The organism is Bacillus sp. P4_E1 (genome assembly GCF_056401715.1).
Window position 1 is genome coordinate 129,037 of sequence record NZ_JBFUIV010000003.1, and the last position, 14,354, is coordinate 143,390.

Here is a 14,354-nt window from a genome sequence, read left to right on the forward strand (position 1 = left end):
TTTTATGCTTCGATTACTTTCAGCATTCTATTTAAAAATGCAGCAGCTTCACCACGTGTTGCTGTGCCTTTTGGTACAAACTCGTTTCGCTCGTTACCTTTTACAATTCCATATGCATAAACGTTTTGTAATGCTTTTTTATCGTATGCTAAGTCCTGGTCAGTGAATGGTAATTTCACTTCTTTTGTATAAATCCAGTAGTAATCTAGTGCACGGTCAATCATAATAACAGCTTCATCACGTGTTATTGTAGCATTTGGATCAAATTTATTATTCCCACGACCATTAATTATACCTGCGCTAGCGGCACGGTTAATGCCATCTACTAAAGACGGATGTGCTTCGTTTAAGTCCGTAAATTTAGAATTTCCACCAGGTAATTTTAAAGAGCGCGACATTAAATTTGCAAACTCCGCACGTGTTACAAGGCGATTTGGCCAATAAGAACCATTACCGTCACCGAACATAATTTTTTTAGCTGCTAGTTGGCGAATGTCTTGTTCATACCAGCCACCTGTAATGTCGTCTTTTTCATGCGTAACTTCTCCAGGGATATCTTCTTTATTTGTATGATGTTCATTATAGTAAGCGTTTGTTCCCTTTAAGAAAGCATCCCATTGTCCGCGTTGAATCATAAATGCAGGACAGTTTTTTCCGCTCCAAAATTGGTGCTTTTGAACGTGATCTAGTGAGATATTTAGTTCATTCATTAAATAAGCAGCTAATTTCCGGGCGTTTTCTACTGCTTTAGCATAATCGCCATCGCTGTTTACAGCAATTTCAATTCCAATAGATTCATAATTTCCAGTTTTATCTCCAGCATGCCATCCAACTTCATTTAATGGAAGGTGTTGATAAATTTCTTTATCATCGACAGTAAAATGCCAAGATGCTGAACGATCAGTGTTTCCACGTGCTTGACTATCTAAGTACTTTGCGTGATTTAAAGCGTTAGCACCTTTGCTCGTATTAGCAGTTTCATGAATTGTAATGTATTTTGGATCCATTGCGTATCCAGGTCGAATGTTTTCATTACCTTTTGGGACAATCATTTCTTTAAATGTCACACCATAAATATCACTTGTATATAAATTTGCGGGAGTTCTATATAGATTCTTATTTTCCGTTGAATCCTGATTTTCGAATAATGATGCTTTCGTACCTTCAAATTTAGCTGAAGGTGCGTAAATCCATTTTGATGTTTCGTTTAATTGAATTTTAAACCAATTCCCAGACTGTTCGATAGGAGTGAGTGTTTGTGGTTGTACTTTGTTCTCTTCTTTAAATGATTCGAAAGGAAGTGAATATGTAAAACTCTCTTCCTTTATAATTAATTTTTTGTTAGAGAGTTTATGAATCTCTTGTACTTCTAAACTATTATCATCATTATTGATCCAGCCAGAACTAGATGCAGTTTGTACATAATATGCATTATCTTTTTTCTTTGTCGCCTTTACGACTTGTTCGGTAACGTCAATATTTGTTTTGTTCTGTAAATTATTCGAGTCATATAGTGGAAGTTTTTTTGATAAATGGAGAAGATATTCACCATTTATTTCAAGGTGACTCTCTTCATCATGTCGATGTTTTTTTGCATGTTCTTCAATGCTTTTTAAAGCTTGTTCATCAGTAGATAATTCCGTGGTTTTCTCTACATTTTCTGCGAATGAATAAGTAGGTGCTACAAAAGTTTGTAGTGCAAGAGAGAGTGCTAAAATGTTGTAAAACTTTTTTTTCATAGTTGTTTTAACACGTTAGGTTTTTAATCTCGTGTTAACAGGCCTCCTTTATATGTATTTAAACTAGTAGTTAGTACTAATACGTTTTAGATTGTAACAAGGGCATATTATAATGTCTATACAACTAGGAGATGTTTACGAAAAATCAATATTCAGTATGTTGTAAATGTAATATAGAAATAAGGTAAAACCTTCTGTATTGACCTTCAAACGCCCTTCAAGTAAACTAAAGAGAGTTTGCAAATGAAAAGGTGATAATGTTGTTAATTTCAATTAAAACGTTACAAGATGATCGTTTTTTACGTCCGCTACAAAATATTGGCGGTTTATTTTTTGAAGAGAGCACGATAGGGTTTGAGAAAGAAGAAGCAAATCTTATCGTTGATATACAGATAGAAGGTAATGTGACAGCATCGGCTCGTTTAACAGATGTTGCAACCGGAAATGTATATGAAGAAACATTCGCAAAAGATTTATCTGCTTTCACAGAAGAAAAAGAACGTATGAAGCAAGTGAAACATGTTGTTTCTTACGTATATCTTTCTGTACTTCAACAGCTAACTGGACTTGAACAGAGCTGGGGAATATTAACTGGGGTACGCCCAACGAAGCTTCTTCACAAACTGCTTCAAAATGGTATGTCAAAAGAAGAAGCGCATAAAGAACTTCGTGAAAGTTATTTAATTCATGAAGAGAAAATTGAACTTCTTCAGCGTATTGTTGATTGCCAATTAGCGGTTGTTCCAGATTTATACCGTTTGAAAGAAGAAGTAAGTATTTACATCGGTATTCCGTTTTGTCCTACAAAATGTGCGTACTGTACGTTCCCGGCTTATGCAATTAACGGACGCCAAGGATCAGTTGATTCGTTCTTAGGCGGGTTACATTATGAAGTTCGTGAAATTGGTAAGTTTTTAAAAGAAAAAGGTGTTACAGTTACGACGATTTATTACGGCGGCGGTACACCGACGAGTATTACAGCAGAAGAGATGGATATGTTGTATGAAGAAATGTACCAAGCTTTCCCTGATGTGAAAGATGTACGTGAAGTAACAGTTGAGGCAGGTCGTCCAGATACGATCACACCAGCAAAGCTAGAAGTGTTAAATAAATGGAATATTGACCGTATTAGTATTAATCCGCAGTCATACCACCAAGAAACACTAAAAGCAATTGGACGTCATCACACTGTAGAAGAAACGATTGAGAAGTATCATTTAGCACGTGAAATGGGAATGAACAATATTAATATGGATTTAATTATTGGTCTTCCTGGTGAAGGATTAGACATCTTTAAGCATACGTTAGATGAAACAGAAAAGTTAATGCCAGAATCGTTAACAGTTCATACGTTATCATTTAAACGTGCTTCTGAAATGACGCAAAACAAACGTAAATATAAAGTAGCAGGTCGCGAAGAAATTACTGCGATGATGCATGAGGCGGAAGAGTGGACGAAGAATCATAATTACGTGCCATACTATTTATATCGTCAAAAAAATATTTTAGGTAACTTAGAAAACGTTGGGTATGCAATACCGACGCAAGAAAGTATCTACAATATTGTTATTATGGAAGAAGTACAATCGATTATCGGACTTGGTTGCGGGGCATCAAGTAAATTTGTTCACCCACAAACAGGAGCAATTACACACTTTGCGAATCCGAAAGATCCAAAATCATATAACGATGGCTTCGTGAAATATACAGAAGATAAACTGAAAATTTTAGAAGAGCTATTCGTGTAAGAAGAAGGGGGGTGTTCCGATTTGGAACAACCCCTTTTTATATTGTCAGTTTTTGTCGGTAAGTCGATATATTCGAAAAATAGCTGATATAAATTGAGTTGCGTTCGATATATTCAAAAAATCGCCGATATAATTTCATTTACCATCAAACGGTCCATATGTAAAACTATGTCGATAATAATCAGAAAAATTAGTCAGATTATTAGAGGACAATGTCTACTTATAGACGAAATGATAGATTTATGAAAGAGAAAAGGGGGAAATTGTTGGCATGTACATGACGATAGGGAGAATTTTTGATTTGGCAGTTGGCAAATATCCGAATAAAGAGGCGTTAGTAGAACCAGAAAAAAATATTCGTTGGACATATAAACAGTGGGATGAGCAAATAAATAAAACGGCGCAAGCTCTATTGAAAGAAGGAGTAAGAAAGGGAGATTGTGTATCTGTTTACCTATATAACTGTCGTGAATTTGTAAACGTTTACTTAGCTTGTGCGAAAATTGGCGCGATCTTCAATCCAATTAATTTCCGCTTAAAAGCAAAAGAATTATCGTATATCCTCCAGGATGCAGCCTCGAAAGTAGTTGTCTTTGAAAAAGCAGTCGAATCAACAGTTACTATGATTGAACGAGATTTTCCAAATTCGTCTTTTTGGTACGTGGAAGACGATGCACCTTCCTATGCTAGTTCTTACCATGAAAAAGTAAATGAAGCATCAGCTGAGAAAGTAGATATTGTAGTCGATGAAATGGATTTTTGTTCTATGCTTTATACGAGCGGAACGACTGGTCATCCGAAAGGCGTACTACATCGCCATCGTGATATGGCTGAGCATAGTATGATTTGTACTTATTTCATAAAATATAACAGGGATAGCGCCGGGCTTGTGGTAGCACCTTTATATCATTGCGGTGAGTTAAATGCTGGAATCATACCGCGCATTCAAGTTGGCGGAAAGAATGTTATTTTACATCATTTTGATACGGATAGAGTATTACATACAATTCAAGAAGAGAAGATTACGACGTTTTTTGCAGCACCAACGATGTGGAATATGTTACTGCAAAAAGATCTAACTAAGTATGATTTAACTTCAATGAAAATCGGTGTATACGGCGGGGCTGCAATGGCTCCAGCGCTAGTGAAGGAATGTAAAGAGCGCCTTTATATTGATCTTGTCCAAATTTACGGAATGACAGAAATGGGACCGGTTGTTGCGTTTCTCGTAGAAGAGGATCAAATTACGAAAGCTGGTTCAGCAGGAACACCGTGCTTTAGCCATGAAATTCGAATTGTGAAACCGAAGGAAGATGGACCAGCAGAGCCAGATGATACGTTGCCCCCTTATGAAGTAGGGGAAATTATTTTGCGCGGTCCAACTATGATGGCTGGTTATCATAATCGAGAAGAAGCAAATGCAAAATCGATGTATAAAGGCTGGTATCATTCTGGTGATTTAGGATACTTCGATAAAGACGGTTATTTATTCGTTGCAGACCGCGTTGATGATATGGTAATTAGTGGCGGCGTTAATATTTATCCTCGCGAAATTGAAGATTTCCTTCATAGTCACCCTGGTGTATTAGATGTTGCGGTACTTGGTGAGCCCGATGAACTATGGGGAGAGCGTGTCGTTGCGGTTGTTGTAAAGAAAGATGAAGCGATTACAGAAGAAGATTTAGAAATATATTGTAAAGAAAGTGATGAATTAGCAGACTATAAACGTCCACGTCATTACTTATTTGTAGATGAACTTCCTCGTAATGCGAGCGGGAAGTTGCAAAAATTTGTGTTGAGAGAGTCGTTGAAAGGCGCGAAAAAATAGGGAGCTATCTTTACAAATAAGATTATCTTTCTTAATAAGGAAATAGTGTCAAGCTCTTGCGTTTTTAGTTTGAGAACGGGCTGTATATAAAAAGTGGAGACTATGTGTCCCCGCTTTTTATTATTCTTGTACGCATATAAGTTTGTTGATGAAAGATTTAATTTATACCTTTTAAAATCACATGCTTTATTTTTTTGCGAAATCGGGTGATTAGCGTAATGATAATAATACCGAAGATAATTTTCCAAATGTGTTGTTCAAGTACGATGAATATATCTTCTAAGTTTTCCCCTAACCAGTAACCACCGATTAGGAAGAAGGATACCCAAAATAGGGCACCTGAATAAATTGTCATCGCAAAGCGGCGAAACGGTAAGTTGATAATTCCTGCAAAGTATCCTGTAAAGTGGCGGACGCCTGGAATGAAAAAGGCGATAAAGATTAGAAAATATCCGTATTTATCAAACCACATTTTCGTTAAATTAATTTTTCGTTCTGTTAAAAATACATATTTCCCGTATTTCTGAATGAAAGGCATGCCAAGTTTATTTCCTAAAAAGTATTGGAATGTCATACCTACACTTGTCCCAATAAAGGATAAAATAATTAAAATTGGTAAACTTAAATCACCTTGATGTGATAAAAATCCTGCATAGGCTAATGTTGGCTCTCCTGGAAACGGAAGAGCAATATATTCTAAAAGTAATCCAATAAGTACTACATAATACCCATATTGCTGAAATAATTCGTGAATCCATTCCATGTTGTGCGCTCCTTTTTAAATTGAAGTTGTTACACATCTTCCTCTTTTTCACGCTAATCGAACTGAAACAATAGTAGTAGAAGAGTTTGGCTGGAGGATTTAAGCTAGTATGATTTTTTGACAACCACTCGTGAGTGATATCATACTTAATATAGCTCTTTGCTAATTAGCAAAGAGCATTGAAGTGTAAATGTTACTATTAGTTAAAGTTATAGCGGTACAAAAATACGTTGAAATCTTCTTCTTTTGGTCCAAAATTAACTGCTTTTTCTTGTATACGTTGGAAGTTTTGTCTGTCATAAAATTCATAGTTGCATTCATTATCTGTATATAAATATAAAGATGTTACTTCTTCTTTTGTCATGTATTGGAATAAATGATTTAATAAAGATTTCCCAACTCCAAGACCTCTAGATTCTTCGGATACGATGAATAATTGTATACAGCCTTGAAAATGATCTTCTTTTCCTTGAATTAGTTCTTTATATGTTTTTTGAACCTTTATAAATGCTTTTAAAAACTCTCTATTCTCTTTATTCGTCATGAATAGTTTCAGCGTGTTAAAGGTAAAGCTAACAGTATTATGGAATCTCTTTAAACGGTTTTTATCTTTTTTTGAATCGCCTAAAATGACACCGATAATTTTATTATCTTTTTCAGCTACCGTACTAAAGGAGCTTCCTAAAATGCAACTGTGTAGGTAGAAGTTTAATATTGAATTTAAAAATTTTTTATCTGTAATGAATTCATTAAATCCAAATGCCTCACCAATTAAATGTTTTATAGGCTCATAGTCTTCTTTGACAAGATTTCTATATTTTACTGTGTTCATAATTGTATACTCCCTTTATTAATGTAAATGACTTATTATAAATAGTAATGTCTCCTCTAAGGGGAGAGTCAATAGTTGTGTGAGAAAAAATATGAGGGAAGAGATTCAAATGAAAAAAATATTTTCTATTGGAGAAGTTGCAAAAATAAAGGATATTACGATAAAAGCGTTAAGGTACTATCATAAGATGGGGATTCTTATTCCAAAACATGTTGATGAATCAACAGGATATAGATATTATTCTATAGATCAATTCATTCACATTGATATTATAAAAAGCTGTAGAGAGTTGAATACCAGTATAGTAGAACTTCAAGAGATTTTTAAGGAATGTGATATGGATAAATTGCTGCAATTTTTACAATTAAAGAGAGAGGAAGCGGAAGAGCATATAAAGAAAATGAAAGAGGTAATTGAAACGATTGATGGGTTAAATGAGAAAGTAGGGAGTTCACAGGAAATATTAAAAGGTGATGAAGTGTGTATTCAGTTCGTTGAGCAGCGGAATGTGATTGTAGCGCCATGCAAAGAAGTGGGGAGTTTACAAGAGTTACTGTATTATTCTAATTTAGAGAAAATCATTCAAGAGTATGAAGATAAGATGTCAATGGAAATGGGTATTCTATATAATGTCAATGAAAAGTGGGATGTAGAACCAAAGTATGTTTTTAATAAAGTACAAGATCATGTACATATGGAAGAGATGCCAAATATAAAAGTATTACCGGGCGGGAAATATGTAACATTAGCGTATAGTAAAGAAAATGAGGAAGAACGTCGAAATACCATAATTAAATATATAAAAGAAAATAATATAGAAGTGGCGAGTTTTATCGAAGTAGAGTTAGTTAATGATTTTTTTAATACTGAGTCTTATAGTTGTCAAATTCAAATTTTTATAGGGGATAGTGAAAATAAGAAGTTTTGATTCCATAATTTTATGGGGGACTGTCTCAAAAGCCTAACCCTACATATATCGGCTTAACTACAAAATAAGACAATGGATAGCCTACCTATTAATAAAAAGAGGGCCATCCCCCAAAAAACTGGGACGGCCCTCTTTAGTAGTAAGGAACGTATTATTTGCGTGAGAAACCTTCTTCATCAAGGTATTCCGCAGCTTCTGGATAAGAGTTGAATGTACCGTCTAAGTTTACGCCAGCGTAAACGTTCCACATGTCATCCTCTTGAATAAGAGTTAGGATATGACCGTCTTCGTTCTTCCATTCTTCTTCTGCAGCAGGTTCCATTGGTGCTACAACTTCCTCTGGCTCCTGTGATAGACGTTCAATTACTTTTTCAATTAATGAACGCAGTTCTTCTTCTGAAAACTCACGGATGTTAATCATACCTTTAGCATCTGTTTTATAACCTTTAATGAAGTATGCATATACAAATCCGTTTCCGTTTGGATGTAAATGATATACAACGTTCTTTTTATCTAAACGACTTTCTTCAAAGTGAAAGTTTACGCGTTTTAATGATACGTTCTTTCTTTCTAATTCCGGGAAAGATTCAATAATTGATAATTTTTCTTCAAAAGTTAGCATAGTGCCTCCAAGTATATAGTAAAAGATTTAATTTGTTTATTATAGCATAGTCAAGTTTGTTTCCCAAAGTAGATTCGTCATATTGCTGTTTTTTAGTTTGACTTGGGAAGGCTATTTATCAATGTAGACGTTTACTTCACGAGACTGTAAAGAGTTTTTTATAAATACGCTAACGAATGATTTGTTTTAGATGTACAATGGAACATGGACTTTATAAGAAGGTGGTTATTTATATGTTTCAAAAAATAGCAAAGGAATGTTTAGCAGGGTTTACTGTTGCGATTGTTGCCTTGCCGCTAGCGATTGCATTTGGTATTGCTGCAACGGGAACGTCTGAGGGAGCACTTGTCGGATTGTATGGTGCAATTTTTGCAGGTTTGTTTGCGGCGTTATTTGGCGGTACACCGGGGCAAGTAACGGGTCCTACTGGGCCGATTACAGTTATTGCAACAGGTGTTATTGCAACTCACGGATTAGAAGCAAGTTTTATAGCATTTATGATGGCGGGGTTATTTCAAATTTTATTTGGTGTATGTAAGCTCGGCTCTTACGTTCGTTACATTCCGTATCCTGTTGTTTCAGGGTTTATGAATGGGATTGCACTGATTATTATTTTAGGTGAAATGAAGCACGTACAAAATAGCTTTCTGCTTGTGTTATTAACGATCATTGTAATGATTGTTTCTGGAAAATGGATTAAGGCCATTCCATCAAGCTTAGTAGCATTAGTAGGTGTTACAGTAACGTTGCCGTTATTTTCTTCTATGCTACAAGGAATTACGGTAAACTTACCAGTTGTAGGAACTCTTTCTTTAAATAAGATGATTGAAAAAATAGGTGCAATTCCAGAGGCGATGCCATCTCTTCACGTACCGAATTTAGACGCAAATGGCATGTTAGCACTTGTATTACCAGCACTTAGTATTGCTTTACTAGGATCAATTGACTCGTTATTAACGTCTGTCGTAATGGATAATGTGACGGGGACACGTCATAAAAGTAATAAAGAGTTAATCGGACAAGGTATTGGCAATATTGCGAGTGGTTTGTTCGGTGGATTAGCAGGAGCAGGTGCAACTGTTAGATCTATCGTCAATATAAGAAGCGGGGGGAAGACGGCACTGTCGGCTTGTATGCATAGTGTCATATTATTTATTTTCATTATGGGACTCGGTTCAGTGGTACAATATATTCCGCTTGCTGTATTATCAGGTATTTTAATTTTAACTGGCATCGGGATGTTTGATTGGGAAAGCATGAAGAAAGTACATGTAGCACCAAGAGGTGATGTGATTGTTATGTTCGTGACGATGGTTGTGACAGTGAAATTCGATTTAATGGTTGCTGTTGCGTTTGGCATTATTCTTTCCTTCATTATATACATGGTGAAGTGTAAAGAACGTAAAGCTTCTATTATAAAAGAAAAAGAAGCGACGTATACGATTCAGGGACCACTTTCATTTCTATCAGTAGATCGTATTTTTGCTTCTTTACAAGATGTGAAGTCACCAGTTAGTTTGCGTATGAAAGATGTACATTATATGGATGTATCAGGAGCTATGGCGTTATTAAACTTTGTTGAGCAATCGGATAAAGCAGGAGCGAGTGTGACACTTGAACATGTACATCCGCATGTTGAAAAGACGATAGTAATGATGGCGAATGATGAGCAAAAAGAGAAACTGCAGTTTTTAAAAGTTAAGGCAATATAACAATAAGAACCTTCACATGAATTGCGTTATAGAGTGTGAAGGTTCTTATTATTTGTATATGTGCTTACTATGTATAAAATCATTATATCTAAATGTTATACGTTTGTTGACAATTGATTTTCTACACAGTATAGTAACATCTTAGATTAGCAATGTGCTATTATAAGAAGGTATATGAATTTTGAGATTCCTTTATATTCAGAAGGAAGAGCTTTAAGCTGGAGGGAATATTTGATGTACAAACAGTTACCACATGGAGTGAAGATCGGGATTACACGATCAATTGTTGTTTCTTTTGAGAAGTATATGAAAGAAATTGAATGGAATGAAGAAAAATTTGATATGCAGCAATTTGTTGAACAGTGGAAACAATATTTATACACAAAATCAACTTGGATTAATAAAGTAGACGAAGAGTTGAAAGGACATCCAGATTTCCATCAAGCATTAGCGATGAAAGTGAATGAAAAAATTAACGAGTTTATTAGTGAGCAGCCGAGCGAAGAACAATTAGAGCTGTTAAACAAGAGCGAAGTAAAGCATGTAGATGAAATGTGTAAACTAGAAGCTGAGTATCATATTGAACGTTTATTAGTAACGAAATAGATTTTACATAAAAAATAGAGCCTATCCTAAAGGTGTGATGACCATCTTTTAGGATAGGCTTTTTTGTATATTAGTCTTGTGGTACAAATGCTTTCCAGCTAGATAAATCCATATTTTGTTTCAAGATGGATGAAGCAGGGAAAACAAATGACCACGGTTTTGTAGTATTCGCTTTAATTTCAAGATTCGGTAACGTGAAAGCACCTTTAACAACGACTTCTCCAGAAGCATCTTCAATATGAAGAGGAAGTTGTTCTAGTTGAATGTTATCTTTACAGCCGTTACGAATTAGAAGTGTTGTATGTAAATCGCCGTTCTCTTTCAGTGCGGCTTGTAAACCTAGGAAGTTAATTTCACCTTCATTTGGAGGTGTTAAATTGTCTACAAAATTACGTAAAGCATCTTTGCTTGCTTCAGGTAACTGAGATTCCCAAGATGGATCTAAATCTAGTTGATGCTTACTTTCAAGTTCGAAAGCTAATTCCCAATCTGATTGAGATAGTTCAGCTTCCGTTATTGTTTCTTGCTCAAATGTAAATACGAAAGGCATATTCACGTTTTCAGGAATATCGCCAAGTGCAGATAAGTTAAATGTTTTACGTGCGCACAGCTTTTTATCTTTGTTTAATAGAAGTAATGTAACTTCTTCGAAAGAAATTGATTTTGGGACACTGCTGCGAATGAATGCAGCTACATCGTATGCGCCATCACGTTTTTCAATTTCAATTCCTGATAAAGAAATTTGATATTCTTGTAAACGTGGTAATTCTTTATGTAAAAATTGATAAATGTATTTTTGTTCTTGTGCTACGTCACCCCAGCTAGGATGGAAGTAAAGAACTGGCTTTACCGTTTTGTTTTGAGAAGTAGTTTCTTCTTGTCCAAATAATTGATTACTAGAAACAGTAGTATCTTTTCCTTTTTTCTTTGCCTTTTTCAGGAATGATAACATAAATTTTCACCTCATGATTGTACGTTTTCTGGAACTGCTAAATGTCTCGCGATATATCGGCACATTTCTTTTTCAAAATTACCGTAAGTGTATAAGAAAATATCCAAACCTTCTTTTTGGTAAAGGCGAGTTGGATCTTCTTGTTGATATTGTCTTAAGCCAATACCTTCTTTCAAGTGAGTCATTGCATCTAAGTGATTTACCCAGTTTTGATCTAGGAAGTGTAAACCAACGTAGCGCAGTGATTGTTGTAAATCAGCATGGTCATTTAATTCTTGTACACGTTCGATATAGCTAGAAATTGTATCTTTTAAAACGATTTGTAAATCCTCAGGCGAATGTACGTCGTTCGCAGATAATGGCGGCAAAGTTTCAACCGCTAAAACTTCTTTAATAGATGCTGTTAAACTAGTGAAATCCCATTCTTCAGGAAGCATTCCTTCGAAAAGGTGCTGCTTAGCAATTGCATCCACAGAGTGTTCAATCATTGGAATAACAAGTTCTATCATATTTGTTTCTTCTTTTAGAAGGTTGTTACGTAGTGTGTATATAACATTACGTTGATCATTAATTACGTCATCTAATTTTAAATTATATTCACGCATTGAGAAATGACCACCTTCACAAATTAATTGTGTACGGTTAATAAAATCATGAACTTTAGATGTATTAATAAGCCCCGTTTTGTCAGGTTTCAGTGATTTTTCCAACTTTTCTACTTCTTCGTGAGCGAAGCGCTTTAGCATCTCATCTTCTAAAGATAGGAAAAATTGAGAGCTTCCCGGATCACCTTGGCGACCAGCTCGTCCTTTAAGCTGGTTATCAACGCGGCGAGATTCATGACGTTCTGTTCCAATTACATGTAATCCACCAAGGGCGTGGACACCTTCACCTAGTAAAATATCAGTACCTCGGCCTGCCATATTGGTAGCGATTGTAATTTGACCTTTTTGCCCAGCAGTTGCAATTAAGTCTGCTTCTTGCTCTGCACTTTTAGCGTTTAATAATTGATACTTTATGTTTGCTTCATCTAAATAACGAGCAACAGTTTCAGATTGCAAGATAGACATCGTCCCAATTAAAATAGGGCGTCCTTGCTTATTCTGTTTTAGAACTTCTTCACGCACAGCTTTATATTTATCATCAGCTGTTACATATACTACGTCATTTTTATCTTCACGAAGAATAGGACGGTTCGTTGGAATTGGAATAACTTCCATATTATATACACGGTTGAATTCTTTTTCTTCCGTTTTTGCGGTACCTGTCATACCTGATAATGCCGGATACATACGGAAGAAGTTTTGAATTGTAATAGAAGCTTGTGTTTGGTTTTCTTCTGTAATTTCTAAACCTTCTTTTGCTTCTAGTGCTTGATGTAAGCCGTCACTTAAAGAGCGACCATCCATAACACGTCCTGTGAAAATATCTACAAGTAGTATTTTTTCATCATGCACAATATAGTCAACGTCAAGCTGGAAAGCGACATTGGCACGTAATGATTGAATCATATAATGGTATAGAGTTTGATGCTCTAAATCATATAAGTTATCGATGTCAAATAAATCTTCTATTTTTGTAATACCGTCTTCTGTAAAACTAGCTGATTTCGATTCTGCATCGTATGTATAGTGAAGGGTATCTTGGAATGATTTAATAACTTTTGCACATAAATAATGCAAATCAGAGCTACCTGATTTCTTCCCAGCAATGATAAGTGGCGTTTTCGCCTCATCAATTAAAACGCTATCAATCTCATCGATAATAGCAAAGTGATAGGGGCGCTGAACTTGATCATTTTGTGAAGCAGCCATATTATCGCGAAGATAGTCAAAGCCAAACTCTGTTCCAATACCGTATGTAATATCAGCTTTGTACGCAAGTTTCTTTTCAGAAGGATCGATTTGAGGAATATTTAATCCAACTTGTAAGCCTAGAAATTCATGAACTTGGCCAATTAACTCTTTATCACGCTTCGCTAAGTAATCGTTTACAGTAATAACATGAACGCCTTTTCCTTCAAGGGCACGTACATATGTTGGGAGAGAGGAAACTAATGTTTTTCCTTCACCAGTTGGCATCTCCGCAATATTACCTTCTAGTAATACAAGTCCTCCGATTAACTGTACATCGTAATGGCGTAATCCAAGCACGCGTTTTGCGGCTTCGCGTACAACAGCGAATGCTTCTACTTTTATATCATCAACTGTTTTACCATCCGTAAGCATACTTTTGAATGTGACAGTTTTGTGACGTAATTCTTCGTCAGGTAAATCAGCCATTTGTTTTTCCAAATCATTAATATCTTGAACGAGTTGTTCGTATTTTTTTAGCTTTCTCTTTTGAGAATCTCCTAACAATTTCTTTACCGAATTCAGCATGTTGTAAACACTCCTCTTACTGACAATAGCTACATTATAGCACATGTTTATCCTGAACAAGTAGAAGTAGTAAATTGAAGAAAATACTGGATAAAAAAACATATATATGGCACATATTATATTTAAAACATAAAAAGAAAGAGAGTATTCAATATATAAGAAATTTGGTATGATAACTAAATGAGATAAAGTGATGATTCTCAAGATGAATGAATAATATGGATTTAATATTTTATGTAGATT

11 protein-coding genes are annotated in these 14,354 nt (G+C 35.3%); 5 read left to right on the forward strand and 6 right to left on the reverse strand.

Annotated features, from left to right (window positions below; translation table 11 throughout):
• Positions 1-2: 2 nt before the first annotated feature.
• A complete protein-coding gene (locus AC1DS7_RS05035) occupies positions 3-1,739 on the reverse strand; it encodes an S-layer homology domain-containing protein (RefSeq protein ID WP_002140534.1) in 1,737 nt (578 codons plus the stop codon).
• Between the two features lie 257 nt (positions 1,740-1,996).
• Between AC1DS7_RS05035 and AC1DS7_RS05040 the strand changes: the two genes are divergently transcribed.
• Complete coding sequence (locus AC1DS7_RS05040) at positions 1,997-3,487, forward strand: coproporphyrinogen III oxidase (RefSeq protein WP_002010930.1); 1,491 nt, start codon at positions 1,997-1,999, stop codon at positions 3,485-3,487.
• A 271-nt stretch (positions 3,488-3,758) separates the two neighbouring features.
• Positions 3,759-5,315 (forward strand): fatty acid--CoA ligase, encoded by a 1,557-nt coding sequence (locus AC1DS7_RS05045; protein ID WP_002140535.1) that lies wholly within the window; start codon positions 3,759-3,761, stop codon positions 5,313-5,315.
• Between the two features lie 157 nt (positions 5,316-5,472).
• Here the strand turns inward: AC1DS7_RS05045 and AC1DS7_RS05050 are convergent, their stop codons facing one another.
• Positions 5,473-6,078, reverse strand: coding sequence for a DedA family protein (locus tag AC1DS7_RS05050; protein ID WP_002030031.1), 606 nt, complete (start codon positions 6,076-6,078; stop codon positions 5,473-5,475).
• A 199-nt stretch (positions 6,079-6,277) separates the two neighbouring features.
• Positions 6,278-6,910, reverse strand: a complete 633-nt coding sequence (locus tag AC1DS7_RS05055) for a GNAT family N-acetyltransferase (protein ID WP_098636372.1) — start codon at positions 6,908-6,910, stop codon at positions 6,278-6,280.
• Positions 6,911-6,989: 79 nt separating this feature from the next.
• Between AC1DS7_RS05055 and AC1DS7_RS05060 the strand changes: the two genes are divergently transcribed.
• Entirely contained in the window at positions 6,990-7,838 is an 849-nt protein-coding gene (locus AC1DS7_RS05060) for a MerR family transcriptional regulator (protein ID WP_215588752.1), read from the forward strand.
• 151 nt (positions 7,839-7,989) lie between these two features.
• Here the strand turns inward: AC1DS7_RS05060 and AC1DS7_RS05065 are convergent, their stop codons facing one another.
• On the reverse strand, positions 7,990-8,460 hold the full coding sequence (locus AC1DS7_RS05065) for a hypothetical protein (RefSeq protein ID WP_002140538.1): 471 nt from the start codon (positions 8,458-8,460) through the stop codon (positions 7,990-7,992).
• Positions 8,461-8,693: 233 nt separating this feature from the next.
• On the opposite strand from AC1DS7_RS05065, the gene AC1DS7_RS05070 reads away from it, so the two are divergent.
• Together AC1DS7_RS05070 and AC1DS7_RS05075 are read left to right on the forward strand one after the other, a co-directional pair.
• Positions 8,694-10,172, forward strand: coding sequence for a SulP family inorganic anion transporter (locus AC1DS7_RS05070; protein WP_002140541.1), 1,479 nt, complete (start codon positions 8,694-8,696; stop codon positions 10,170-10,172).
• Between the two features lie 234 nt (positions 10,173-10,406).
• Positions 10,407-10,778, forward strand: a complete 372-nt coding sequence (locus AC1DS7_RS05075) for a hypothetical protein (protein WP_215588753.1) — start codon at positions 10,407-10,409, stop codon at positions 10,776-10,778.
• A 70-nt stretch (positions 10,779-10,848) separates the two neighbouring features.
• Here AC1DS7_RS05075 and AC1DS7_RS05080 read toward each other — a convergent pair whose 3' ends face one another.
• The gene (locus AC1DS7_RS05080; RefSeq protein ID WP_476998814.1) at positions 10,849-11,730 is read right to left on the reverse strand and encodes an accessory Sec system S-layer assembly protein; all 882 of its coding nucleotides are present in this window, start codon (positions 11,728-11,730) and stop codon (positions 10,849-10,851) included.
• 11 nt (positions 11,731-11,741) lie between these two features.
• On the reverse strand, positions 11,742-14,111 hold the full coding sequence (gene secA2 / locus AC1DS7_RS05085) for an accessory Sec system translocase SecA2 (RefSeq protein ID WP_215588755.1): 2,370 nt from the start codon (positions 14,109-14,111) through the stop codon (positions 11,742-11,744).
• Positions 14,112-14,354: the final 243 nt, after the last annotated feature.